General features: G+C 58.1%; 21 protein-coding genes and 4 pseudogenes. 12 read left to right on the top strand and 13 right to left on the bottom strand.

The features are described from left to right. Positions 1 to 434 precede the first annotated feature (434 nt). Positions 435 to 1343, top strand: a complete 909-nt coding sequence (locus N2603_RS38275; protein ID WP_260386244.1) for an ABC transporter substrate-binding protein — start codon at positions 435 to 437, stop codon at positions 1341 to 1343. 10 nt (positions 1344 to 1353) lie between these two features. On the opposite strand, the pseudogene N2603_RS38270 reads toward N2603_RS38275, so the two are convergent. Continuing rightward, a pseudogene (locus N2603_RS38270) lies at positions 1354 to 1875 on the bottom strand (transposase); the annotation flags it as partial. 4 nt (positions 1876 to 1879) lie between these two features. Further along, positions 1880 to 2827 (bottom strand): annotated as a pseudogene (locus tag N2603_RS38265) (leucine zipper domain-containing protein); the annotation flags it as partial. 455 nt (positions 2828 to 3282) lie between these two features. Here N2603_RS38265 and N2603_RS38260 point away from each other — a divergent pair. Then, positions 3283 to 4650 carry an LLM class flavin-dependent oxidoreductase gene (locus N2603_RS38260; RefSeq protein ID WP_260386243.1) on the top strand — a complete coding sequence of 456 codons (1368 nt, stop codon included), beginning with the start codon at positions 3283 to 3285 and terminating at the stop codon, positions 4648 to 4650. A 202-nt stretch (positions 4651 to 4852) separates the two neighbouring features. On the opposite strand, the pseudogene N2603_RS38255 reads toward N2603_RS38260, so the two are convergent. After that, positions 4853 to 5037: pseudogene (locus tag N2603_RS38255) on the bottom strand (IS66 family transposase); the annotation flags it as partial. Between the two features lie 251 nt (positions 5038 to 5288). Between N2603_RS38255 and N2603_RS38250 the strand changes: the two are divergent. Beyond that, positions 5289 to 6470 (top strand): IS110 family RNA-guided transposase, encoded by a 1182-nt coding sequence (locus tag N2603_RS38250; protein WP_260424356.1) that lies wholly within the window; start codon positions 5289 to 5291, stop codon positions 6468 to 6470. Here N2603_RS38250 and N2603_RS38245 read toward each other — a convergent pair. The 4 genes and pseudogenes from N2603_RS38245 to N2603_RS38230 all read right to left on the bottom strand — a co-directional run bounded on the left by N2603_RS38245 (position 6389) and on the right by N2603_RS38230 (position 9659). Next, complete coding sequence (locus tag N2603_RS38245; protein WP_260386242.1) at positions 6389 to 6610, bottom strand: IS66 family transposase; 222 nt, start codon at positions 6608 to 6610, stop codon at positions 6389 to 6391. The genes N2603_RS38250 and N2603_RS38245 overlap by 82 nt on opposite strands. A 285-nt stretch (positions 6611 to 6895) precedes the next feature. Continuing rightward, positions 6896 to 7996 (bottom strand): histidinol-phosphate transaminase, encoded by a 1101-nt coding sequence (hisC, locus tag N2603_RS38240; protein ID WP_260386241.1) that lies wholly within the window; start codon positions 7994 to 7996, stop codon positions 6896 to 6898. Between the two features lie 489 nt (positions 7997 to 8485). Continuing rightward, a pseudogene (locus N2603_RS38235) lies at positions 8486 to 8608 on the bottom strand (hypothetical protein); the annotation flags it as partial. Positions 8609 to 9377: 769 nt separating this feature from the next. Then, positions 9378 to 9659, bottom strand: coding sequence for a helix-turn-helix domain-containing protein (locus tag N2603_RS38230; protein WP_084299066.1), 282 nt, complete (start codon positions 9657 to 9659; stop codon positions 9378 to 9380). Between the two features lie 627 nt (positions 9660 to 10286). On the opposite strand from N2603_RS38230, the gene N2603_RS38225 reads away from it, so the two are divergent. From N2603_RS38225 to N2603_RS38215, 3 genes are all read left to right on the top strand, one after another. Further along, a complete protein-coding gene (locus tag N2603_RS38225; RefSeq protein ID WP_260386240.1) occupies positions 10287 to 10559 on the top strand; it encodes a DUF2285 domain-containing protein in 273 nt (90 codons plus the stop codon). A 118-nt stretch (positions 10560 to 10677) separates the two neighbouring features. Further along, positions 10678 to 10920: a transcriptional regulator domain-containing protein gene (locus N2603_RS38220; RefSeq protein ID WP_311740782.1), complete on the top strand. Its 243-nt coding sequence runs from the start codon at positions 10678 to 10680 to the stop codon at positions 10918 to 10920. Positions 10921 to 10966: 46 nt separating this feature from the next. Beyond that, a complete protein-coding gene (locus N2603_RS38215; protein ID WP_260386238.1) occupies positions 10967 to 11506 on the top strand; it encodes a DUF2285 domain-containing protein in 540 nt (179 codons plus the stop codon). Positions 11507 to 11781: 275 nt separating this feature from the next. Here the strand turns inward: N2603_RS38215 and N2603_RS38210 are convergent, their stop codons facing one another. The 3 genes from N2603_RS38210 to N2603_RS38200 form a co-directional block, all read right to left on the bottom strand. Further along, a complete protein-coding gene (locus N2603_RS38210) occupies positions 11782 to 12978 on the bottom strand; it encodes an IS256 family transposase (protein ID WP_260386237.1) in 1197 nt (398 codons plus the stop codon). Between the two features lie 244 nt (positions 12979 to 13222). Further along, entirely contained in the window at positions 13223 to 14131 is a 909-nt protein-coding gene (locus tag N2603_RS38205; protein ID WP_260386236.1) for a LysR family transcriptional regulator, read from the bottom strand. 165 nt (positions 14132 to 14296) lie between these two features. After that, positions 14297 to 14578 carry a helix-turn-helix domain-containing protein gene (locus N2603_RS38200; protein ID WP_260386235.1) on the bottom strand — a complete coding sequence of 94 codons (282 nt, stop codon included), beginning with the start codon at positions 14576 to 14578 and terminating at the stop codon, positions 14297 to 14299. Here N2603_RS38200 and N2603_RS38195 point away from each other — a divergent pair. Then, positions 14577 to 14873, top strand: a complete 297-nt coding sequence (locus tag N2603_RS38195; protein ID WP_260386234.1) for a hypothetical protein — start codon at positions 14577 to 14579, stop codon at positions 14871 to 14873. The genes N2603_RS38200 and N2603_RS38195 overlap by 2 nt on opposite strands. 120 nt (positions 14874 to 14993) lie before the next feature. Here N2603_RS38195 and N2603_RS38190 read toward each other — a convergent pair whose 3' ends face one another. After that, positions 14994 to 15866, bottom strand: coding sequence for an isocitrate lyase/phosphoenolpyruvate mutase family protein (locus N2603_RS38190; RefSeq protein ID WP_260386233.1), 873 nt, complete (start codon positions 15864 to 15866; stop codon positions 14994 to 14996). A gap of 955 nt (positions 15867 to 16821) precedes the next feature. On the opposite strand from N2603_RS38190, the gene N2603_RS38185 reads away from it, so the two are divergent. From N2603_RS38185 to N2603_RS38165, 5 genes are all read left to right on the top strand, one after another. Continuing rightward, positions 16822 to 18000, top strand: coding sequence for an ABC transporter ATP-binding protein (locus N2603_RS38185; protein ID WP_260386232.1), 1179 nt, complete (start codon positions 16822 to 16824; stop codon positions 17998 to 18000). Next, on the top strand, positions 17997 to 18953 hold the full coding sequence (locus N2603_RS38180) for a carbohydrate ABC transporter permease (RefSeq protein WP_260386231.1): 957 nt from the start codon (positions 17997 to 17999) through the stop codon (positions 18951 to 18953). The genes N2603_RS38185 and N2603_RS38180 overlap by 4 nt, the downstream gene beginning before the upstream one ends. Next, a complete protein-coding gene (locus N2603_RS38175) occupies positions 18950 to 19798 on the top strand; it encodes a carbohydrate ABC transporter permease (RefSeq protein ID WP_260386230.1) in 849 nt (282 codons plus the stop codon). The genes N2603_RS38180 and N2603_RS38175 overlap by 4 nt, the downstream gene beginning before the upstream one ends. Before the next feature lie 97 nt (positions 19799 to 19895). Beyond that, positions 19896 to 20786: a TauD/TfdA dioxygenase family protein gene (locus N2603_RS38170; RefSeq protein WP_260386229.1), complete on the top strand. Its 891-nt coding sequence runs from the start codon at positions 19896 to 19898 to the stop codon at positions 20784 to 20786. A gap of 203 nt (positions 20787 to 20989) precedes the next feature. After that, entirely contained in the window at positions 20990 to 22111 is a 1122-nt protein-coding gene (locus tag N2603_RS38165) for a hypothetical protein (RefSeq protein ID WP_260386228.1), read from the top strand. A gap of 362 nt (positions 22112 to 22473) precedes the next feature. Here the strand turns inward: N2603_RS38165 and N2603_RS38160 are convergent, their stop codons facing one another. Beyond that, positions 22474 to 22953, bottom strand: a complete 480-nt coding sequence (locus N2603_RS38160) for a hypothetical protein (protein WP_260386227.1) — start codon at positions 22951 to 22953, stop codon at positions 22474 to 22476. A gap of 801 nt (positions 22954 to 23754) precedes the next feature. Further along, on the bottom strand, positions 23755 to 25338 hold the full coding sequence (locus tag N2603_RS38155) for an ABC transporter substrate-binding protein (protein ID WP_260386226.1): 1584 nt from the start codon (positions 25336 to 25338) through the stop codon (positions 23755 to 23757). Positions 25339 to 25505: the final 167 nt, after the last annotated feature.

Genomic DNA, 25505 nt, shown 5'->3' with positions numbered 1-25505 from the left:
CGGATAAACGTTACGCTCAGTACCGTATCGTGCATACAACAGGGTCGTGCATGCTCGAGCACATGCGATAAAGTTATTCGGCAGCTGGTTGCCGTCGCCGCGGAGTGGCTATAACCAGCGCGTGCGCTTGCTCGCGCGTGATGGGCAGCCCTGTGGTTTCCTCCTGCGTGACGAGCCGTTCAGTTCGGTCGATCGCAAAGCGAGCGGAATCCTTTTCCAAATCGCCGTGGGACCGGCTCCTAATCCGGAAACGCAAGTGACTGTTAGCGTCGCTGAGAGGAGAGCGGGAAATGCAAAGGCGAACACTTCTGAAGTCCGCAGCAGCGGCTGTGATTGGCGCTCTAGCTGCGCCCCACATACACGCTCAATCGAAAAAGATGTCTCGCATCAAGTTACGTGTAAACGGATTTGGCGGTGCGTGGGACGAAGCCCTTATGAAGAGCGTCGCCGCGCCACTCCAGGAGAAGTACGGCCTGAAGGTTGAATTACTCGCCGGGGCTCAAACATCTGACTTCGTCAAGTTGGTCGCGAATAAGGATAATCCTCCGTTCGACCTGTTTCAGGCCGACAACGTTTACATGCTCGAGCTCCTTAAGGCTGGCCTCATCGAAGAGACGAAGGAGTCAGATGTTCCCAATGTCAAGCGGATCCTTCCCGGATTCCGCGAATATGGCGACTACGGCGTGCCGTTCAGCGTTTCGTCTCTCCATCCAGTCTACAATTCAAACTACATCAAGCAGCCGCTTGGGTCCTACTCGGATATTGCTCGGCCTGATCTCGCTGGTCGCGCCGTTATTTTTTCTCCGACCTTGGATACCAGTAGTCTCTTTCTTCTTGGCATGGCAGAGGAAAATGGCGGCTCGATCGCGGACATGGAGCCGGCGTATAAGATTCTGCAGGCGGCGAAACCGAATATTGTCGCGATCGCTCAGACAACCGTCGCAGGATTGCAGATGTTTCAAGCCGAAGAGGTCTATGCAGGCATATTCTGGGCGGGCAGTACCTACAAACTGCGTACCATGGGCATTCCCATGGTGACCGCTGTTCCGCCTAAAGGCATTTACGCGACCACCAGTTACATGAACATCGTGAAGGGCACGAAATATCCTGAAGCCGCCTACGCGTTCGCGGAACAGCTGCTTTCCGATCAAGGCATGCTCGCAATTCCTCAAGCGCTTCGGTATTCCGTAACGACGGACGTCAAGTTGCCGGAAGAACTCCGCAAGGACGCGATACTCGGCTCGCCGGAGGTCAATGCTCTGGTAAAGAAAGTCGATTGGCAAGCCTGGATTGCGGGTCACAGCGCTCGGATCGAGCGGGTCAATAAGATCATTCGAAGCTAGTCAGGTGAATCTAAAGTTCGCCACATAAGGTCTGCTGAACTTTGCAACGAAGCGTTTGACAGAAGCCAAGATCTGGTCTGCGGACTTGGTCCATTTGAAGGGCTTATGGTTGTTGTTGTGCAGTTCGATGAAGGTACCGTGTCCGCCTCGAGCTGCCTGACGAAGGTGTGAACACCTTGCCGGATTTTGCTTTCTGGTGAGCTTAGCGTCAGCGCTCGACCTGATTGATCGATGACGCGGAAGTCGGCGTGAAGTGGACATGATAGTGGAGCCGGCGGGGCGAGCCACGCTTTGATCTTGGGTGTTTTGTGGGTGGCGTAGTTGCTGGACATCGAGGCCTTCAGGATTTGGGCGTCGATCTCTTTGAGGAACTTCTAGGGCTTGACCGCCCGATGGCGCTTTTAGCTTTCGCCGATGCCGAACCCGGAAGCGACATCGAGCGCGGCAAAAAGCCTAAGCGTAACGTCGCTGTGCATGCTACATTCCGGTACGCCATAATCGGCAAGACCGGTTGCTCGCGATCGAGTGCCTGTGGGGAGCCTCAGGAGGTTATCCTCGGTCAAACCGAGCCTGCTGATCGGTGTACGAATTTTATACGACCGCGGGCCAGTGCCAGTTGTATACCCTGATGCAGCTAGATCGGCAGCTCTTGGGCGCGCCGATCTGAGGTGGGGTAGGCTTGTGCGTAGGCCCATTCCCGAAGTGCGGTCTGGATGAAGCGCGCGGCCTGGCTGTTTATTTTGGGCGTGTAGGGTCTGGGTGCGGATGTGCTTATGCCCAGGTCTCGGCAAGCGTCGCGGAACGCGAAAGCCTTGTAGCAACTTCCGCTGTCGTCATGACGCGTGTGACGGTGACGCCGAGACTCTTGTAATAAGCCACGGCCGCGTTGAGGAAGGACACCGCGCTGTCTGCCGTCTCGTCGGGCTTGATCTCGGAGAAGGCGACGCGGGAATGATCGCCATTGCAGACATGGGCCAACTCCCAGCCGACGCCGCGGCTGTTGCTCTGGCCGGTCCGATCGCCCGTGATGCGGTGGTCGACCCGCTCTAAATGCCCGAGCTTTTGATGTCGATTTGAATGATCTCGCCTGGGTTCTCGCGCTCATGCCGGCGTTCCGGCTCGACCTGCTCAAGATCGCGTATCCGGTTTCATCCTAAGCGACCAAGGATGCAGCCGACGGTCGTGGTAAGGCCTCGACCTCGGCTGCGATTTGTTTGCCGGTGTGGCGCTGCCGGCGCAAGGTCTCGATGGCCGTGCACGTGGCTGGCGGGGTTTGGCTCGGCGATGAATACGGCTTGGAGGAGCGATCGTGCATCCCCTCCACACCTTCTGCGCGGAACCACTTGACCCATTTGGCGACGGTCTTCGGCGTCGTGTCAAACTTGTAGGCCGCGTCGGCTTGGCTCGGCCCCACCTCCCACCACGCCTCGGGCCATCGTCTCTCGGCCTTTGGGCGTCAAAGGCGCATTCTTGTGGACGTTCATCTGGTCCTTCCTCGGAACATTGAAGCTTCGCGACCTCGGCTTCCTCGGTTCAGACCAGATGGACAACTTCCTGAAAGACCACACCTCGCCATGAGTCCCCAGGCCATCCTCTGGCGGGATGAAGCTGTTGCGCTCGGTCAACTATCAACGTTGATGATTGATCTAGAAGATAGAAGCATGTCACCGTAAGCCTCGGACCTGTCAGCTGCAAGAACTTCGGCATGCAACATCAACCACAATGTTTTGTCGCCAAGCGCCCTGATCGATGCGCTGGCTCGTCGCGTGCAGGAATCTGGTTTCCTCCAGCAGTGAGCCCTCCTTTCTCATGCAAACGCAGTACGGGTTCTCCAGCGCGTTCGCCGAGCGCGCTTGTCTAAATAGGATCTGGAAATCCAGGCTGTCGAATGCGTGCTTACTGCGGTGCGCAACGAAAATCCAATTCCAAGGAGTACGGCATGCGGCGTGATCAAATGAAGCTCGGACTGTTCCTCGTCCAAGCCGGATATAATCAAGGTGCTTGGCGCGATCCGAGTGTGCCAGCGAATGGCGGCATTGATATCGAGCATTATGCTCATCTGGCTGAACTTGCCGAAAGTGCGGCATTTCACTTCATTTTTTGCGCTGATAGCCCGAGCGTGTCAGAGCGTGATAATGCAACGATAGCTCGTGCAGGCCGAAACGATGGCTTCGAGCCAATCACGCTGCTGTCAGCGCTTTCCTCAAGAACACAACAAATCGGTCTTGTCGCGACGGCGACGACGACGTACCACCAGCCCTATCATATTGCACGCATGTTCGCTTCACTTGATTACTTATCGGGGGGACGTGCGGCCTGGAACATTGTCACCTCGGCAGGTAAGTTCGAAGCCGCAAACTTCGGCGAGAAGGAACTTCCAGACTATGATGCGCGCTATGCTCGAGCGAAAGAATTCGTAGAGGTTGTGAAGGGTCTTTGGGATACGTGGGAAGATGACGCCTTCATTCGCGATAAGCAAAGTGGCATTTTCGTTGACACCAATAAGTTGCATTTGCTTAACCATCGGGGGAACTACTTATCAGTCAGAGGCCCACTGAATGTGGCAAGGCCGCCGCAAGGGTACCCTGTGTTGATTCAGGCCGGCGCATCCGACGCCGGAATACGGTTCGCTGCAGAAGTCGGAGAGGTCGTGTTCACGGCCGAACCTTCGTTAGAAAACGGTGTACGATACTACGCAAATCTCAAAGAGAAAGCGCGCGCCCTTGGGCGGCAGGACGATCAGGTGTTAATCATGCCGGGCATTGTCCCGATCGTTGGAAGGACCAAGCAAGAGGCGTCTGAGAAGCTTCAGAGACTGCAATCGTATACGCCTATCGACGTCCTAACTAGCAGAGCCGATCAATGGCTCGGATTTGTCACTGACCTACGTTCAGAGAATCTCGACGCATTGGTCCCCGAGGCTTTACCGCAGACGAATTTCTTCCAGAGTCGTCAAAAGGTGCTCCTCGGCCTGGCCGCTCGCCACAAATTCACCTGGAGACAACTGATTCGCTTGATAGCGGACAGCGGAGGCCATCTATTGGTTGTTGGAACACCAGACGACATTGCCAACACGATGGTGAATACATTTGATCAGCGTGCCGCTGACGGCTTCAACATCCTGCCGGCAACTGTTCCCGGTGGGCTCAAGGATTTTGTTGACCTCGTTGTTCCCGAATTGCGCCGACGGGGCAAATTCAGATCTGGATACTCTGGAAGAACACTAAGAGAGAACCTCGGGCTGAAGCGACCGCTCAATCAGTTCACGCGCCCGGGTGTAAGCGGCCCTTCGCAAAAGCATACTTAGAGCGCATACGCGGAAGTCGGCCCTCGGCACGGTCGTGAGTTTTGGATTGCAAACTTTCCGGGGCTGGTGGCTCAAAAAATCCACTGCCGCGCTGCTATGCGTGGACCGAGGAGGCCTACGAGAAAACTTCGGACGAGACCGGCATCGTACGCTTCCGGTGTCGGCCCCTGTTTAGGTGATCTGAGCGGATGGCTGACCGCGCTTATGCTGCGTGAACGACGTTCTGAGGTCGCCAATTGCAGGGCATCAGTTCGTGGATGCGGAGTTTGGCGGTGGCGATGAGGCTGTAGAGGCCGGCTGCACGCCGGCCGCCCTCATCGGATCCTTCGAAGGTCCAATTTTTTCGCTTACGGCGACCGCCCGTAGCTCACGCTCAGCCGCATTGTTAAAGGGCATGATGTTTTCAGCGCTCAAACCCGGTGGAGAGGACCGGTCGTCCGGATTAGTCTGTGCAAGCCGGGATAGGGGCGCTGGAGCACGAAACGGTGGCAGGCCGCCATGACCATGAGCTGTGAGCTCGCTTTGTTACTTGGCCGCCCCTACGACTTGCCCGGCTGCGCTGCGAGCGCGGATCCGTAGATGTCGTGCAAGCCACTGGCTCCTGAGACAAAGGAGAACCAAGCATGCAAATCGTCGGCATGGACATCCACCGATCGTTCGCCCAGGTGGCGATCCTGGAGGACGGAACAATAATCCGACAGCTGCGCGTTGATCTCGTCCACGATCGGCTTGTCGCCTTTGCCAACACACTCAGCCTCGAGGATGAGGTGGTTATCGAGGTGACGGGCAACAGCGCGGCGGTCGAACGTATTCTGCGCGCGCACGTTAAGCGCGTCGCGGTCGCCAATCCGAGGCTCGTTCGGGCGATCGCTTATGCGCGAGTCAAAACCGACAAGGTCGATGCTGGGATCCTGGCAAAGTTGCATGCTGCCGGCTTCTTGCCGGAGGTCTGGGTTGCTGACGAGGACACCTACAGCCGCCGGCGCCAGATGGCCGAGCGCGCTGGCGTCTTGGCGCAGATCATCCGGATTAAGGGACGCATGAAGGCTATCCTGCATGCCAACCTCATCCCGCCCTACAAAGGCTATCTCTTCGGTAAGCGCGGACAGCATTGGCTGGACAGTCTGCCTCTGCCATCGGAGGAGCGTGCAATGCTCCGGCGTCTGATCGCGGAACTCGAACGCGTGACAAAGCAACTGTCGGAGATCGACAAAGTCGTGGCCCAGCAGGCTCTGGACGATCCACGGGCTCTCAAGCTGATGACGATCCCCGGCGTGAGTTCGGTCGTCGCATCGACTGTGCTGGCCTCGATCGGCGACATCGCGCGCTTCCAGTCACCGGATAAGCTCAGCAGCTACTTCGGTTTGACCCCTCGAGTTCGGCAATCGGGAGAGCATCCGGCAAGGCATGGTCGTATCTCGAAACAGGGCAATCGTGACGCCCGCAAGATGCTGGTTGAAGCGGCCTGGTCGGCCAAGACGGCACCGGGGCCTCTGCGAGCCTTCTTCAACCGCATGCAGAAGAAGCATGGGCCCGGAGTCGCGGCCGTCGCGACGGCACGTAAGCTCGCAGTGATGATCTGGCACGTCCTGACGACCGGGAAAGATTATGCTTACGCACGACCGGCGTTCACAGCGATGAAACTGGTGGCACTCAAGGCTGGAGCGCCTCGTGCCTATGGCAAGGCTGGCCCGGGTCGGGACTACTGGATCAAGGAACTGCGTGAGCGGGAAGCTGGCTACGTCGCACGCGTCGAGCAGGCGTACGAGCGGATGGTGGCGGCCTGGAAGGAGAAGCCAAAAAAAGTTGCCTTGAACTGACGGCAGGGCTTCTCAACACCATCCGTCGACATGCAAAGCCGTCCGTCATCAAGGAAGCGACTAAATGCATCCCAGCGGCCGAGGCAGTAATTGATCGCTTCAACGATGTGCTCCTGCTGTGTGTCATCAGAAAAATCCATGTTGGGGCGACCGCGTAGTCGTTTTCTGGAGACTCAAGGAACGGAGTTGTTATCGCCGCATCTCGTGACCGTCGGGTCTGATCCTCCCTCGGTACCCATGGCGCCGATCGCGCGACATCGTGGTGACGCTTCGGCTCCGTAGGGTCCGCAGGGTCCGCAGGGGAAGCGATCATTTGGCGTCCGCTTGGCCCTCAGCTGCATGGGATGCCTGCCTTGGCACGATGGGTATCGCGTCTCGTTCCATTAGCGGTATAGGGAAATGAGCGCACATCGGCGTGCGGTTGCCTATCCATCTCTTTTCATACGCTCGGAGATCGCGGCAACCGCTGTCAAGAACGAGTCCATTTGCTCCTTCGTGCCGATGCTGATGCGAATACAGTCGTCGAGACCGTCATCTGCAAAGACCGCAACGAGTATGCCTTCTTTCTCCAGCGCGGCATGCCACCACCTGCCGTCGTGTCCATTCGGCACCCGCGCCAGCAAGAAATTGGTATGAGAAGGCGCAACACCGAATCCGAATTGACGCAATTGGGCCGCAACTCGTTCTCTTTCGTGCTTGATATGCCTATGATTCTCCTCGTAGGCCGCGCGATGTGAAAGGATGCTGACTCCGACCGCTTGCCCTATGATGTTCATGTTGAAGACGTTCTGGATGTTTCGCAGCCGTCTAATAATCTCTGGATGACCAAGGCCGAAGCCGACCCGAATGCCTGCTGCCGCATAGCTCTTCGAAAAAGTCCTTAGGAGCAGAAGGTTGGGATAGCGGCGGACGAGCCCCAGACCGTTATCCGGTGCGAAGTCGACATAGGCTTCGTCCAGCACGATTAAGCGATCAGACTGTGCAACGAGGCGTTCGATATCGGCGATAGGGGCGAACGTACCGGTGGGGTTATTGGGATTTGCCAGCAAGATGAACTTGGCGTCCTTTGCCGGACCGAAGAGCAACTGGTCAATCGGAATCGAATGCGAGTCGCTCCACGACACTTCGAGGAGCTTGGCGCTCTGCAACAGAGCAAGCTTGCGATTGAACGAGAATCCAGGAGACATCATTGCGACGCTGTCGCCCGGTCCAAGGAAGGCCCTGTAGATCAGGGCGAGAAGCTCCGACGATCCGTTGCCGGCGATCACATGGTCCTTTGAGAGGCCGTAGGCATCAGCGGCGGCTTCTCTCAAGCCGATGTTGTCGTCTTCCGGATACAAATACTGACGTTCGAGCGCCGAGATCGCAGTTCGCCATACCATTGTTGGTAGTGGAAATGGGTTCTCATTGGTGTTTAGCTTCACGTAACGTGCATCTGGCGCCCGCCGTCCGGGCGATTGAGCGCCTAGCTCTTTAGCCGGCTGCGCAAGAGAAGAGAGCACACTTTGCAGTTTTACATCGATCATGTCCTTTTCCCTCTTGATGCGCAGACGGCAGTTGCCATCGAGAGTGCGCAAGACGTTCCAACAACAGTCCGTTTCGCGGACGCGGCGCCGCGCAGTCTGGAGCGTTGGCGGTCCGCGAGCCGAAAGTCGGCGGTTAAAGTACAGCCCATTGCTCGTAGGCCCTGGGCGGTGGTGCGCGAGGTTGAGAGCGCTTTGTCAATCTCAGCGCGACTGCGTGCAGCGGAGCGGAGTTGGCAAACCAAGCCTTCCAGACCGAAGCCGCGAGCCTTGGCCTAGAAATCGGTACATACGTGACAGCGTCATGAGATTGCTCCCCGGGGAGGCACACTGGCCTGCGCCGGCTTTTCCAAAGGCCGTGGCGGCTTGTTTCTCGAGCCTACAATTTGACGCTTCGTGCGAATCAAGTCTTGTCGACGTGCTCGGGGGGCTCGCGCGAGCTTTGAACTATCGATCGGGTTTGCAGCGCCATTTTCGCGCCGCCTCCTTGCCCAGGACCCGTGTCACCACCTCAGTGTCCGTATCGGAAGCAAATCTGGCGTCATTCTGCTCAAGTTCAGCGCGCAACTCACGAAAATTATCGATGATTCCGTTATGGACGACCGCGACAATGTCGTCATATGCGGTAGGAGCTCCAGCGACCAAGACAGGCATTTTATCTGCCTGTGGCTTCATGCTCTTTACGGGGCTGCTGTGCCGTTCGGGGACGATTGCATCGCGGCCATGGGAATAGCTGTGCGATTGCTCACGATTGGCGCACTGCTTATCACCAGCTTTTTTATGGGCTCTCAAGCTGTTCTGGGTTTCGGTTGTTCAAGGCCGCAAAGCTCATGCTGTCGATGACTGTTGTGTATTCTGCGGCCCTTGTGAGTTTTACCCGACCTTTGGTCAAGCTGTTCAGCGATAGCGGGAACGTCACGGAAATTGCCGTCTCGACTTGTATCTTTTCCATCGCTTTTTGAGTTCTTTGGTATCGAGAGTTTCGTGACGATGATGCTTCAGTCGTTCGGGAGAGCACGACTTAGTGTGGCGTATTCAATATGCGGCCGATGGATTCCATGTGATTCCGGAGATTGTTCCGAGCGGGCCCAAGGAGTTCACGGAGTTCGTTGTTCCAGAATTGCGCCGACGCGGCAAGTTTAGGTCGGCAAGCTCCGGACGCACTCTTAGAGGAAGCCTCGGGCTCACGCGGCCAGTCAATCGATTTTACGTGAGCGGCGTAACCGCTCATCTCGAAGATCCTCTGGCTTACTTGGGCACAGATCGCGCTGGGCGCCGTTTTGCAGCCGGAGGTCAGAATGGCCGCCGCACACTCGAAGTGGCACGTGAGCCGGTCCGGCCCGTATGCCCGCGTCGTTCGCGATAAAAATGGCTCTCTCGATATTTACCTCCTGTTCCGACACGGGTGGGCCGGCTTGCGTCCTCTCGACATTGGTTTGGGAGGCGCCGCACCCCTGGCCGGCTCAGCGAACAATTCGGACAAGTGAATGCCTAAGGTCATGGCGATACGGTCCAGGAGATCAATGCTCGGGTTCTCTTTCTGCTGCTCAATGCCGCCCAAATACGAGCGGTCGATCCCGGCATCATAAGCCAATCGCTCTTGCGGAATGCCGCGATCTACACGGATCCGGCGCACATTCCAGGCCACAAGCGCACGAGCGTTCATGCGCAAAGCCAGCCATTCTGACGGCTATGAAACCACTGGTTATAGCCGAGCTATTATGATAAGCTGCCACACAAGCAGTTGGCTGTCGGCGGACTATTGCTTGAACGCAGCAGGTCAGGGGGAGACGCAGATGTCCTGGAGTTGTCTTCTTAATGCCGTTGGCCCCATCACAAGCGACCTCGCAGCGCGACAGCTCGCTATTGGCTGGACAGCAAAATAACCCCGGAGCTTCCGGCAGCTTTTTGGCGGCGCCGCGACCAAATAGGACAACCGTTCAGCTGGAGCTCGAAAATTGAACGAATTCTTTCCACTTGGCTGCCCTTTTGGGCTGCGGCCGTCACCAGCCGGCGGGTAAACGACCGGCCTCCACTCCGTTGCCGTAGGGTGAAGAGAAGGACAGCCTCAGCTGTGGCAAGTCTGCGATCAGCCACCGCGTGGACTGCGGGCAGATTCAGCGCCGATCAAAGGGCAAATGCACAGAATGGAGCCTCCATATGCGTTCGCGGCTACGGGGCCGGTCAAAAAGACAAGGGGCCGCGATGATTCGAGCGGTACCAAAATGACCCTAAGTTCGTTATCGTTGCTCGGATTTCGATAGAATTTTCAGTTCGGTAGGAGTTTCAGTCAGTGCCGGCCGACCCGAAGATCGCAGAACTGGCTCCCAGCGCGCACGAGCTCACGTCATATGACAAGGAGCACGCCGTCACCTACATGCGACTTCTGGATGCCGACGCTGACAAAGCAGATTGGTGCGAAATCGCGCGCGTTGTGCTTGGGCTTGACCCGACCGTTGAACCGGATCGTGCGCGACGCACCTTCGAAAGTCACCTGACGCGGGCCAGGTGGCTAGCAGGCCACGGCTATCGTGATCTGCTGCGTGGCGGTTGGCCAAAGCAATGAACACCGCCGCTCTCAGGATCGGGGGAATTTCTAGCAATCGCAAAAAACGATCATTCCATCGATTAAGTGCGTGCAGGGCCGGTACGCGGTACGTACGCAGCCGGAAAGCGCCACAATCATGGGGTGCGCTTCCTCGCGTGTGAAATCTTGCGGGGAAGTTGCGACAATGGCGGGTACTGACTGGAGATCTGAGGAAGCATACAGCAATCTCAAGAAGGCAGAAGCTGCCGACGTGGCCTGGGAGTGGCTGCGCCGAGATCCCGATTACCAGGAGGACTATAGGCGCTTGTCTCGCCGCCAACGATCCAGCGCAACCACGGAGCAGTTGCGACGGAAGTGGGGGCTCTCGTTTTCCAGCTGATCCGCAAAAGGCATTCGACAAGCAAGCAGTCTTCTGGGCACCCGAAGTGCTGTCGACCGTACTGCGTGTGCGGGCGGCCAACTGCGTGGCGCCCAAAAACTACCAGATCGATTTCGGCAATCTGACGGGCAGCGACGTTCGTCGCGCGCCGGATGGCTGGCATGCCATCGTGCCGCTCGGAGGCGCGAAGCATCGCCTTTGGCTGAAGAGCCTTCCGGCGAGCGGGTCTGTTGTCGTGGTCGACCTGCCGGTCGACGCGGATTTCGAGCTTCGCTTGCAGGCCGCACGTCGATTTTGGCTCGCCCTTGAGCATCGGCCGCTCGGAACGCCTCCTCTTGATTTGCCAGCCTTGAAGCGGCGTCGCCTTATCCTCGCGCTGCGCGCACTGGATGGATGGCAGGAAGGAAATAACTATCGCCAAATCGCGCAAGGTCTGTTTGGAAGCCATCGTATTGCCGAGCGGGGCTGGAAAACAAACGACCTGCGCAGCCGAACCATTCGACTGGTTGAGCTGGGGCGGCGCCTCTTGCGCCTTCGCTGCCGCGCATTGCTCCACAAGGGCAGACGCAGGAATAGCAGGTCATGAGCTCTCGGGCGATCAATGGCATACCTGCCTTGCAGCCAATTCTTCTGACATCGCACGATCGCGGATAGGAGGAGACCTTTATTCCGATCTCTCCCTCTGTCCCTCGTCGTCGGGATGGCCGAGTTCTATGCGTCAAGTTCAGCAAAATTGATCATGGGGTCCGGCCGAGCCATCCCCTCGGAGCCGCCGTCGCTCGCTTGCCCAAAAGCGTAGCGCTGGCGAGCGACGGCGGCGGAGAGGGGTGGCGTGCATCCCCTTGGTGGGCCTGAGCATCGTCAGGCCGCCTGGCGTAACGCCTCCTTCTCGTGCTCCTTCAACAGATCCATGTTGAGATAGCGATGATCCTCGAGCCAGGCCTCATGGCGCTCGACAGTCAGCGCCCGCACCAGCCGTAAACAGCTCTCGGCATTGGGGAAGATTCGCACCACATAGGTGCGCCGCCGGATTTCCTCGTTGAGACGTTCCAGCATATTGGTCGACTTCATGTGCTTGCGGTGCACCAGCGGCAGCCGGAAGTAGGTCAAGGTCTCCTCGATGTTGTCCTCGACCCAGCCGGTGAGCTTGGGGTATTTGCCGCCCCATTTGCCAAGCCAGGCCGCCAGATCGCGCCGCACCTCGCCAAGATCGCGCCGGTCGTACATCCAGCGCAGCTCGAGCAGGCAATCGTCGTCGACCTTGCGGGGCACATAGTCGAGCGCGTTGCGCAGGAAGTGCACATAGCAGCGCTGCCAGAACACACCGGCCAGCACTTCGGCGATCGCCTTCTTCAGTCCGGGACGATCGTCGGAGACGACGAACTCGACGCCATGCAGGCCGCGGGCCTTCAGGCCTTCCAAAAACTCCTTCCAGCTCGACCGGCTCTCCCGGTTGGCAAGCTCGACCGCAAGCACCTGACGCCGGCCCTCCCAGTCGACCCCGATCGCGATCAGCACCGCCTGGCTCGCGATGATGCCATCGACCCTAACGCGCTCGTAGCGGGCGTCCAGGATCAGATAAGGGAACGGCTCCTTGAGCTTGCGTTCGCAGAACGCCTTCAGCGACGCATCCAGCCGCTTGTTGATCGCGCTGATCGCAGAGGCCGAGAAGGCATGGCCCACCAGTTCCTCGGTGACCTGCTTGACCTTCCGCGTCGAGACGCCTTGCACGTACATCTCGGCCAAGGCCGCAACCAGCGCCTTCTCCGAGCGCTGGTAGCGCTCGAACAGCTCGGTCGAGAACCGCCCCTGCCGGTCCTGCGGCACCTTCAGCTCGATCTTGCCGACCCGGGTGATCAGCGAGCGGGGATAGTAGCCGGAGCGATAGCCAAGCCGTCCTTCGCTGCGCTCCCCTTTCTCCGCACCCAGCGTCTCCGTCATCTCGGCTTCGAGAATGTCCTGCACCGCACCCTGGATCAGCGGCTTCAGGAACTCCTTGTCCGACCTCAACAACTCTTTGACTGCAGCGACATCCGTCCTAATCTTCGTCACGGTCATGGCGGGTCCAAGCTCCTCTACGAGCGGCGATCTTCACAATCACCGGACTTACCATGACCGCTTCAGCCTCTCAGCTTTTGCAGAACCTCCCGCACACTACCGATGGCCGCAACCGAGAGGTAATCTTGGTCGGAAGAAGACGCCGCCCCTTGTTCGGATTGTCTTTCAGGTTGGCTCCTCTCGACATGAATGGGGCGGTACAGCGATCTGGCGCACCGTCATCGAGGAGACCTGGAGGGGCGTTTCAGGTAACCTGAGCTAGCGCCGCCTTCTTGCAAAGACGAGCAACCCAGCGGCAAAAAGAACGAGCGATCTCGGGGTGCTCGCTGCGATCCACCGCATAGGCGCGATATTGCATGCCACTTGGAGCGCGTGAGCCGGGAATGATTTGCAAAGCGCCCCCTCGCACCAGATCACTGACGATGATTTCTGGTGCGACAAGAAGGCATTTTCCTGTCATGACTGCCGGCAGAGCAAGATAGTTGTGATCATAGCGCGCGCCCGCTCTGATGTCGTTTGAGGACAGGTTCATCGCCCTCAGCCACGTCGGCAGGATGTCGGGACGAGATGTGATGTTCAGTATCGGCGTTGATCGAACGATCGAGAGCTTTTTGCCCGCGACCAGATGTGGCGGCCCCACGCATACCAGCTCCTCATTGTAGATCTCCCAGCTATCGGCAGGTTCGATGACGGAAAGGTCGCGTGTAATCAATATGTCGTAGTCATCCGAAGATGTCGGCGGCGACAGCGAGCTGACGACGTCCACGATAACGCCGCCCGCTTCAGCAGAGAACGCTTGCAGATTTGGGATCAGAAGCGAGGAAGCAAAAGTCGATAGTGATGTGCGAACGACAATCCGATTGGTGCCCGCGGCCGCCCGCCGCCGCATTCTCTTGGCGGTGAAGCCGACTGTCTCGAGCGGTTCAGAGACTGCGTTAGCAAATAGTCTTCCGAACTCGGTCAAATGACTGCGTCGGCCGCGCCGCTGGATCAGGTCCGCACCGAGATAGTCCCGCAGGACGGACAAATAGCGGCTGACCGAGCTCTGAGTCGTTCCCAAGCTGCTGGCGGCGCGCGTGACGCTGCCTTCGCGTGCGACGATCACAAAAGCGCGGATGGCATTTAGAGGAACGTCATCGTCTTGAGCCGCCATTGTCTGCTCCGGCGCCAGATTGAACATCCATCACATTATTCGATGTCCATAGCGGGATCGCCGCGAATCAAGGCTCGGCTGCGCACAAAATCCGCGTGGGAGCACTTTCATACTTGATCCAGTACCAAACAGATCGGTGCCCACGGCTTGGCCCTGTCAGGGGGACTAGATCCTTTTGCGGCGTACCGCCTTGGGCTTGCGACCTTTAGGTAAGGTGGCGGGCGGCGGCGCACCCTTGGATGGCCGAACAAACAGCTCGGAGACAGCAACGCCGAGCGTCTCGGCAAGGCGATCGAGAAGATCGATTGTCGGGTTTGCCTGTTGGCGCTCAAGTCCGCTCATATAGGAGCGATCGACACCTGCATCGTAGGCCAATTGCTCTTGCGGAATACCGCGCTCGACGCGGATCCGGCGCACATTGTAAGCCACAAGCGCACGAGCTCTCATGCGCGAACGCAGCCATTTCGATGGTCATCAAACCACGGGCTATACCCTACATAAAAACATCACAAAGTTGCAGGTTTCCGATCGAACCATTCAATGCGTGTCACCGAATCGTGGTTTCGCTACGCTATTGGGGCGGCCCACCAGCGCTGGCATGTCGATCCGTCTATCACTTGTGAGGGCGCAGGTTTTGCCGGCGCTGACCGGAGCTTGGTCGTTCCGCTGGCTCGTCAGCCGTTCGATTCCACTGCCCCATTTGCGTGAGCGGCCTCGAGCCAAATGCGAAGATGCTGGCTGAGAGGGCGCCCACGGTCCTCCATTCGAAATGGAGTTGCAACGGCCGATGAATGAGCAGGCCCAACCGAGGGATACAGCGACAGCCGATCAGGCGAGGTTAGAGTCGGCCTCGGGCCCTGCATCAGCGCAGAAAGCGCGTTTCAGCTGCCTTAATCTCATCCATTCTCTGCAGTCTGAAGATTTCTTCTACCGGTACGATATCCTTATGGACGTTCTGGACGCCGCCATCAGCGATGATGCGGCGGAAGGTGTCTCTCAAGGCCGTGCTTGAGGCCCGAATGGCGTAATTGCCATAGATCATCATCTGGACGTTGCCCAACGCCTTGACCCGACGGGCATCCAGATCCGGATAAGCATTGGGCACAATGGCTAGCGGCACTGAACCGGTCCAAGCGCGGGAAAAGCTTTCGATCTCGCCAGAATCCTTTTTCTTTGAATGGACCAGGATCAGGTCCGCACCAGCTTTCACATATGCTTGCGCGCGGTCTAAAGCTTCAGCTTCGCCAAAGCCCGCGATGAGCGCTTCGGTTCTCGCGATCACAAGAAAGTTTGGATCTCTTCTTGCGGCGAGAGCAGCCTCGATCTTGCCTTGGAATTCCTCGATGCGCAGCAGTTGCTGCCGGCTGTCCGCAGCAAGACTTGTAACCTTCGGAAATGTCTTGTCCTCGATGACAACGGCGCTCGCCCCCGCCCTTTCATACTCGCCAACCGCATGTATGACATTGATGGCATTGCCATAGCCTGTGTCGATGTCGGCCACAATCGGGATCGTCGTGCGCCCAGCGATTGCTCGCAGCATATCCAGATGCTGTGCCATCGAGATCAGGCTCATGTCAGCCAAGCCATAAAGTGCGGAAAGTTCGAAACCGGAGGCCCACAGCCCCTCGAAGCCGGCTTCCTCCGCGAGGATCGCTGAAAGCGGGCTGTGAGCTGCCATAATGTGGACAAGACCGTTTTCGGCCATTCGGGCGCGCAGGCGTTTGGCAGGGGACATCCAAGTTCTTTCAAGATTGGGCGGTGCAAGCGGTGATGATCCGATCGCAGGCGCGGGTGAGATCTTCAAGCGAGGAAGCATGGCAGATGCGAATATTGGGCGAAGTCTGCAAGCCGCGGGGCACTACTACGGGGGTCCAAACACGTAGAAATACGACGGCAAATATGGCTGTCAGTCCGTCACATTGCCGTCCGGCCGGCCTTTGCCGACCAAACTGGCGCAGGAGGAAAAAGCGCAAGATGAGCCGGGTAAGGGGCACGATGGTCCTTCCGCCTGGTTCAGCTTAGCGACGAGGAGTTCGGGGCGGTTGCGGAAGCGCGCGCAACGGGTTCGCCTTGGCCGAGTGTGACCGCTTCGCATTTTCGCGTAGCTCGGCTGTTCGCGCCGGCTGGCCTCGGGCTCTGAGGGACGGACAGCTGCTAACGAGAGACAATAGGGAGGACCCGAAGTGTGGCGCAGGATGGTTGATGGCTTCTACTCGTTGGCAAAGTTGCAAACAAAACGGACATATGTGTTTGTTGAATGAAATTATCGCAACTTGCGATGACTTGCGTCGCATCGCCGAAGACGGCGGTGAGTTTCGCGGCCGCGCCTTACCAGCAAGAGCAATATACTCGGCGGCTTTGTGGGTTTGGTGCCGCGCAGGCGTGTGAATGTTCTCGTCCAAAACGAAATCAACCGGACTCGAGCCGCTTTCCAGGCCACGACGAAGAAATTGCGCGAGCGCTCCTTAGGCAAGCAGGGCCAAGGCTAGCTCGCTGCGCCGATCCGTTGTCAAGCGACCTCGCGCGACGCTGCTTAGGGCCACACTGTTTAGGTCCGCAGTACCACTGTTATCGCATATTGCAGGTGCTTTAATCTACTTATTCGATGCGTGTCATCCAGCTGTAGCAGGATGGGTCTTGAAGGTCCGCAGCTTGCGCAAAGAGTTTCATGTCAGCAAGGAAGTGATGCAATGGCATCTGTTTTGATCGAAAGCATCTTTAAGGCCTACGGTCAGACGCCCGTCCTGCGCAACGTCTCGTTGTCGATAGCCGATGGTGAATTCCTGACGCTGTTGGGGCCGTCGGGCTGTGGTAAGTCGACGCTGCTCCGTATCCTGGCTGGACTTGAGGTGCAGGACGCCGGCTCCGTCTCGATCGGCGAGCGCGTGGTCGATGGAATGCCACCAAAGCGGCGGGACATCGCAATGGTGTTTCAGTCCTATGCACTCTATCCCCATATGAGTGTCGCGTCGAACATCGCGCTGCCGTTGCGGATGCGTCGGCTCTCTGCCCTACAGAGGCTTCCTCTTCTCGGCCGTCTTCTGCCTAGAACGGCGCAGATCGCCGCGGACATTGGGCTGGACGTCTCCCGTACGGCTAAGTCCCTCGGAATCGGTCACTTGTTGTCGCGCAAACCGGGGCAGCTCTCGGGCGGCCAGCGCCAGCGTGTCGCGGTCGGTCGGGCGATGGTGCGCCATCCAGCTGTTTTCCTCATGGACGAGCCCCTATCCAATCTCGACGCCAAGCTGCGCGTGCAGATGCGCGCCGAGATCAAGGAGCTGCACCAACGGCTCGGGGGCACCTTCGTCTATGTTACGCATGATCAGACCGAGGCGATGACCCTTTCGAACCGAGTCGCGGTGATGCTCGATGGTGAGTTGTTGCAGGTTGCTCCACCGCAGAACATCTATTCCGATCCAGATAATCGCCGCGTTGCCGAATTCATCGGCTCACCCAAGATCAACCTGCTTGATGGCGTGATGCGCGAACGCGGCCTAATCGACGTGGCTGGTTCGACGATCCCGATCGAAGCCCATGCCCTGGCAGGAACGCCGCTTTCGCTCGGCATTCGTCCAGAAGCTCTTTATCTCACGGACCACGCTGGTCAGGGGGTGCTGACAGGTTCGGTGCGAATGGTTGAGCACATGGGATCAGATCTCTTTGTACATATCAATCTTGCCGGGATCGATCAGCCGCTCGTCGCAAGGTTGCTCGCCGAGCGAGCGCCACATATCGCGCCCGGCCAGACTTTACACGTCGGCGCGAGACCGGATCGCATTCTTCTGTTTACACGGGATGGACGGCGATTAAGGCGGGAAGCGGATCCTGTTTGCAGATACGTCGCTCCGTTCCGGGAGGCCGCGCGATGAGCGAGCCTCATGTTTTTGCCGACGCTTATATTCGGTCCTTAACGCGGCGATGTCTTGCGATCTCACCAGCTCGTCAGCAAGCCTTTGTGGCGGCATTTGCAGGATACGGGCTGGCCGGTCCGGCGGTCTTCTTTCTGCTCGTGCTATTCTTGGCACCGGTGGTTGGGGTGTTTTTCATCGCGCTTACCGACTGGCAGCTCGGAGCGGGCTCTTTTTCCTTCGTCGGCCTCGCCAACTACCGGGAGGCGTTCGAAGACGCCACCTTTAGGGCCTCCCTCGCCAACACCGCTGTCTATGTTCTGATCGTCGTATCGGGTACGCTGCTTACCGGCCTTGTTGTTGCACTTCTGATCGAAAGCAGAAAATCCTGCCGCTCGTTCTATCGTGCCGTCCATTTCCTCCCCTTTATGGCGACGGTCACGACGATGGCCATCGTCTGGGAGGCGCTGCTGCATCCCACTATGGGCCTCGTGAACCAGATCTTCGCCGCAATCGGCGTTCCGACCGCCAACTGGCTGCGCAATGAAAATACTGTCCTGCCGGTGTTGGGCGCTTTCGGCATTTGGCAAAATCTAGGCTATGCGATGGTGCTGTTTCTCGCGGGCCTCAAAACCATCCCGCGAGATCTCTACGATGCAGCCGATGTCGACGGTGCCGACTTATGGATCGACCGCCTGCATACTGTCACTCTGCCCTTGCTTGGGCCAGTCTCGATGTTCATTGTCATTGGCGTGACACTGCGGGCCTTGGAATGCTTCGACGCGGTGAAGGTACTGACGCAGGGCGGCCCTGGAGATGCCTCCGAAGTGCTGCTCTACACTCTCTATCGAGAGAGTTTTGAGTATCTGCGCACCGGATATGGCGCCGCTATCGCCGTCGTCTTTCTCGCCGTCGTTGGAACTCTCACGCTGATTAACGCCCTGGTCATGGATAGGAAGGTGCATTACCAATGAGCGCGGCCACTTCCGTCAAAGGCTTCTCATCGCTTGCCGGTATCCTTCGTCATGCCGTGTTACTCGTCACAGCAGCGTTGATACTCGCTCCCTTCTTGTGGATGATCTCGCTATCGATCAAGGCGCCGGGCGAGATGTTCCACGCGTCCTTCTCCTTTTGGCCCGTGCAATTCTACGGCTTTGAGAATTATGAAAAAGCCCTGACTGAAGCGCCGCTGCTCCGCTACATGGGCAACGGCGTGATGGTATGCGCCGTCATACTGGCCTTCCAAATTCTCCTCTGCGCCCCCTGCGCTTACGCCATTGCAAAACTGCGATTTTTCGGTCGCGACCTCGTTTTCGGTTTGGTGCTTTTCGGTCTGATCCTCCCGCACCAAGTGCTTTCGCTGCCGCTGTTCGTCCTCGGGTACAAGCTCGGCATTCTCAACACTTACAGCGCGCTGATCCTTCCTTATGTCGTCTCCCCGTTCGGCATCTTCCTGTTCCGGCAATTTTTCAAGACGATTCCGGATGATGTCGTGCACGCTGCACGCCTCGACGGTCTCTCTGAACTCGCTATCGTCTGGAAGGTCATGGTGCCGATGGCACTACCGGCCGTGGTCGCATTCGCAATCTTCTCGGTGGTCGCGCACTGGAATGACCTGTTCTGGCCACTGATCGCCGTGCGTGATCAGTCCCTGATGCCACCACCGCTGGGTATTCTGGTCTTCAAGAACGAGGAGGCCGGCAGCGACTACGGTCCTCTGATGGCCGCATCCACTGTTGTTGTACTTCCGCTCACCATCGCCTTCCTTGGCGCCCAACGTTGGTTCGTCGAGGGACTGACCGGAGGGGCCGTCAAATAATAGGCGAACCGAGGGGATCGAAATTGTCCTCTCGTCGCATGCACAGGCAATGCCCTACCGGCAAGCGCCGAAATGGATATGGTAGAAAAGGAACTCGATGTTTACGATAACAAAGCTTTCTTCCGCAATCGGCGCGGACGTTGCCAATGTCGATCTACGCAGATTGGCGGAATCGAAAGACGCCGCCGTTGTCGCCGCGCTTCGCGAAGCGCTTGAAGCGCACCTTGTGCTTCGCTTTCGTGGTCAACATCTGTCACCAAGCGACTTCGTCAGGCTGGCGTCAGCCTTCGGCCATACAAAGACGCTAAAACGCGCAGCAGCGCCAAGTAGCGCGCATTTGGCTGGCCATCCTGAAATCAAGGTCGTCTCGAACGTAGCGAATGATGATGGCCGCCCGATCGGTGACGGTGGCGCCTCCGAGAATTACTGGCACACCGACGGCACCTATCTGCCACAGCCGGTGAAGTTGACGTTCTTGTACGGACGCGAGTCGCCCAAAACAAATCCACCGAAGACCTTCTTCATGAACCTGTCTGATGTCCATGATCGCCTGCCTCACTGTTTGACGTCCTATTTGAGCCGGCTGAGTTGTATCCATTATTCGCCGTATAACTTCGCTCCTGAATATGCCGAGCAAATTGCAGCACTCCCCGAAGGGGCGGATCGTCGGCATATTGGGCCCAGCTTTCCGCTCGTGCGGCTCAATCCCTATAGTGGAAGACCATCTCTGTATCTCCCTCGACAGCGACAATGCCTTATCGAGGGCTTGACGCGCGCAGAGAGTGAAAAAATCTCTGACCTGCTATGGACATACGTCGAAGCCTATAACGATACATGGGGCGACGTGATAGGTGTCGATGATCTCTTCGTTTTCGATAATAGCTACACCCTTCATAGACGAGAGGCGTTCGACTCTCGAGAACGCCGTGTTCTATGGCATATCACGACGCAGGGCGAACCACCGATTCCGTATGCATCGGCGTCCTAATCTAGCTCGCTAGGGTCGAGTGGCAGCAGAAAGAGTTGCGGCGGAGTGAAGGTGAGCGGTGCCATTCGCCCTGCGGCAATCATCCATGCCCGCGAAGACGAGCAGAGCCTCGGTCGGATAGCCACGAAAACTGGTGAGCCGTTTTCCCGAAACACAAGTCGCGCCATCATTGGAGAAGTGGGGTGGTTCCCTGTTGCCCGACAATGTCAGAGCCCGCCGCAAGATCGGCGGCCACGCTGTTTTCGAACGAGCTGTTTATAAATGGCGGCTCGTTTCCTGCGATTGTGTTTTGGCGTCCGCCAACCGGCACAAACCCAACCGTCGTTTTCTTGCCTGGCGGTGGCCATCTGGCCCGGGTCGCATATGGCCATCCGGGGGCGGATCCACGTGACTTCCTCGACTTCTGGCTGCGCGAGGTCGGATGGGGGCTTCTGGCGGCCTCCTATCCCAGCGATCATCCCACCTTCCCCCGGCTTTATCCCGAGATGACCGTGAGCGACTGGGGGGCATCGGTGACCGCGATCACTCTCAGCCTCTTGGCCCCGAGCCCGGAGCCACGGCGGGTCATCGTGGCCGGCTGGAGCATGGCGGGTCGAGTTGCGCGCGCAGTCTGTCAAGGGCTCGCCCGCGGCGGTTTGCCGCCGATCGGCTTTATCTCGCTCGCTGCGAGCGCTCCGTTTCCCGGCTTGGTGCCCGTCTTCGAGAGGGGCGAACCGGTGACGGAGGCGGGCTTGTGGGCTCTCTCGGCCGATGAGCCCGGTCTGCCAAGGCGTGACTCTAATTGGTGCGCTGAACTTGCTGCGCAAGCGGCCGACAACGGCCGCCTGATCATCCCCGAAGATGTCTATCAACGCGACTATCGTGTAAATACGCCGCTTCTGCTGCGCGGAGAGCCTCAATTTCTGCGATCGCGCAGCTCGGCCGTTTCGGTTGCCGATGTCACGGACGAACTCGGCACTTTCGATTTTGGTTCCCATCCGCTGACGGGTGTAATAGCGCCGACGCGGCCTTCTGATGCGCGTCATGCGTTGACGGATTCAATCACCTGGGGTTTCCTGAACGCACAGCACGTCTTCGAGCGCTACGTTAGCGGATGGCCCGACCTTTCCACTATCGATCTTCAGCTTTGGGAGCAGTTGCGCTCGCTTATGTTAGATTTGCCACGCCGTCTCACGCGTACTGTATCGGGCGGTCATTTCTTCTTTGTAGGCGAGCGCGGCGCCGAAGCAACCGTACGTCATCTAACAGATCTCGCCACCGAAATCGCAATCCTGCAGGCCGAAGTCTCGGCCATCTTTTGCAATCAACCCATACCAACCCAATAGTGTGACGGCCTTCAGCCGTTCCCAAACACTCACTTCCTGCATTTATATGCATGTCTGATGATGCCCGCGCCCTCACAAAGTGTCGGCTCCCGCGATAACAATGGATAGAGCATGCGCTGCTCTGGGCAGTGGTGGCCGCCGGGTTGCTCGCCCTCCTCTCCATGGTAGTGTGATCAGCGCTCGGAGAGGAGCGGACCAGCAACGGTCGGCGGCTCGGTAAATCCCTCAATGCTTGCAGAGACAATCTACTGGCGCCGTGCTACTGTTCGGTATCACCGGCCTCTACCGATGACTGAGAGCCAAAATGCTCCCGCCGTTTACGGGATCGGGAGATGGCAACGGAAAATGAGGCGGAGCCCCTTTCAGAGACTGAGCTGACGGTCGTGGAGCGCTATAAGCGTGCCGCGATTGAGGACATGGGCGGTCCCGAACTCCTCAAGTTGCTGAAAGAGCTGGAGGACGAGAGAAAAGGCGTGGCGGCTGCGATCTCTAAGGCTCTGCAATCCTGAGAAAAATGCTGCGCTTGGCGCTTGCGGAAGGGAAGCCGCGCATTCAGGCTCAAGAGTGGATTCTTTATCTCCACTCCGAGCCATAGTGGCGCACCATCTCGCGACGCGCGCGGCTGACAAACGCCGCTGGGCGCTGCGCCAGGCAATGCATGAAGCGACCAAGGCGAGGCCGCAGGCGAGATAGTCGTTCATAAAGCCCGACAAATTGTCGCTGCCGACGACGATGGCGAACGCGAGCAGCGCCGCCACAGCCGGAAAAGTCCCGGCCAGGTTAGCCCCAGCGAAATAGAGGTGCATGCTAACACTGTCGGCGATGCGATAGTCGGCGTTCATCGCTATCGTGCGCCGTATTTCTGCTCAATCGGTCTAGGTTGTGCGCATTTCGCACACCCTGAAGGCGTAGACGGCGGCCCGGCGCCACTTGACACATGTTAAGTCCGCGTCGGTAACTTCAGCATGTCGGGGCCGGGTTGCCCGCGGTGCAAGGCGAGCGCAGGCGGCGATCCGTTTTGTCGCGGTGCGGTTTGACCTGGAACTATCAAGGTGGCCCTCGCGCGGCGGCTGCGCGTATTGCGAAGAAGAGCGCCTATTTACCGACGAACATCCGTTTCCTGACCGGTTGGGCGACCACTTCGCCCGGCCAGAAACGATCATTGTGCACGAGCTTGGACGACCAAGCACAATTCCCACCGAGTAGCAGACCTGGAATGTCTTCCGGCAACATATTCCACAGCATTGGCAACCAGCACGCGAAGATCGTCGAGGCGAGCCTTACCAACTCCAATACCCCTATGTCAGCGGGGAGTGCAACACGGGATGGAGGAGTACGCTACAGACCGATGCTCTTCCTAGAGTCCTAGGTTTAGCGCTCGGTGTCAGGCCGAAGATGGATGCTCGCGCCCCCGTGAGATCCTCGCGCGCTGGTCTGCTATGATGACGATCACCCCCGGCTGACACGTCGCCGGCGGTCAATTGAGCGATAGCAGCGCCGCCGAATGCAGTGGCATCGCACAATTGCTACACCGATAATAGGCCCCGCAGAATGAATTCTTTAGCCAATTTTTTACTGCATCGAACCAGCCATCTCTCCGTGCGTAGGCGCACTCGCAATAGGAGCCGCGCCTTAGCACGGCATCACCTCTTCAGAATGAGCTTGCGCGCCTCCTTGGCGGCATCCCCGAGCGCCGCCTGCGCCGAGAGTTTACGGCCTAACACTAGTTGCATTTTGTCCACGATCATCGCCGCAGCCTTCGTGCTGTTCTCGCCGGGAAATGCATACCAAGCCCTCAGATTGCCAAGTTGCCGCAGCGGAACGTTGTAGTTCGGCTTTTCCAGATAAAGCTTCTGTAGCTGTGGATCCGACAGAGCAGCCGTGTTGATTGGTGTATAGCCGGTCATCGCCGCCATGATCGCCTGTGCCCGCGGGCTTGCGGCGAACTTGATGTATTTCCACGCTGCTTCCTGCCGCGCCGGGTCCTTGGTTAGCATCATCATTCCGTTGCCGGCGGCCAACGTCTTGCCGTCGTGAGCCAAAGGGATCGGCGTCATCGCAAGCACGAAGCGCTGACCGATTTTCTGTTCGAAATCAGCGAGAAGGCTGCTGGACGTCAAGTAGATACCAATCTTGCCGCCAACAAAGGACTGACGGGCATTGTCACGCGACAAGTCGATCATACCTGAATCGGCGGCGCGCGCTACGGTTGCCATAGCGGCAAGGCCCTGCCGCTGGTCGAATGTGATATCGTCTTCGCCCTCGGTCATCATCTTGCCGCCATGCGCAAAAAGCAGTGTTTCAAAGCCCCATGCGCCATTGGCATTGTACTCCACGTAGAACCCGCTGACGTTCGGCTCCAGCTTTGAGATCTTCTGTGCCAAATCGAAAACGCCGTCCCAGGTCTCGGGGAGATTCGCAGGGTCAGCGCCAGCGCGGGCGAGCAGGGCACTATTGTAGAATAGCACTGGCGTCGTCAGTGCATAAGGAACGGCATAGGCTTTGTCGCCGATCGATCCGATGTTTCGGATGGCGTCGGCAACACCCTGCTGGTTCCACTCCTGTTCGCCCGAGATAAAGGGTTCGAGCGGTACGGCGAGGCCCCGATCGGCCAGCAGTCGTATATAATTGAGGCCCTGGTGCGCGACGTCAGGCGCGTCGTCGATCAATTGGGCGCGCAAAGTACTCTGTAATAATTCGTCGTAGCTCTTCGCCGTTTCGAACTTGATTGTTATCTCGGGGTACGTTTTCGTGAATTCAGCCGCGATTGCATTGTACATCGGAGAAAAATTGGCCGGCGAATAGCTCACACGCAGTTCCAGGGCGTAAACCATGCTCGGTCTGGCCATAACAATCGAAACCAGCAAGAACAAAGCCACCGCAAGTAGACGTCTCATCGTTAGTCTCCAATAAAAGAATTCAGCGAGCAAGCGCTTCAGCCGGCCGCTCGACCCGCAGGCATGTGTTTGTGCAGCAATTGCGCCGATGACCAGTGGACTCAAGGGGCAGACGTCAGGCTGGAGCGTTTCCGATAGGTCGGCCGTCAACGGCGCGTTGCCATTGCTTCTACATCTCATCACAGGATATTCCTCGACCTCTCGATCGCGCTGGTTCGCGAAGGACTTCAAGATGGAGATGGCGACATGCAAATGACATGCATCGAGAAAGTATATGAGAAACGCGCAACATGTGATCACTGCGTGGTCTGGGGAATGCTCAGCATTCAATTGTGCGTGTCCTCGGAAAAAAACGACAGATCATCTCCGCGGCCGAGCGCGACGCGCGAGATCGAGCCCTGAAGGCGTCCGCCCCTAGCAAGGGCCGGTTCATTGCGAGAACCGCCCAGGCTGCGGCTGGCAGGTTGAGCGCCGGGCTAGAAGCGCAGGCGTTCAGC

The sequence above is a fragment of the Bradyrhizobium huanghuaihaiense genome (genome assembly GCF_025200885.1).
Classification (GTDB): Bacteria; Pseudomonadota; Alphaproteobacteria; order Rhizobiales; family Xanthobacteraceae; genus Bradyrhizobium; species Bradyrhizobium huanghuaihaiense.
The sequence above is the reverse complement of the archived record's forward strand: the minus strand, read 5'-3'. Positions and strand labels throughout refer to the sequence as shown.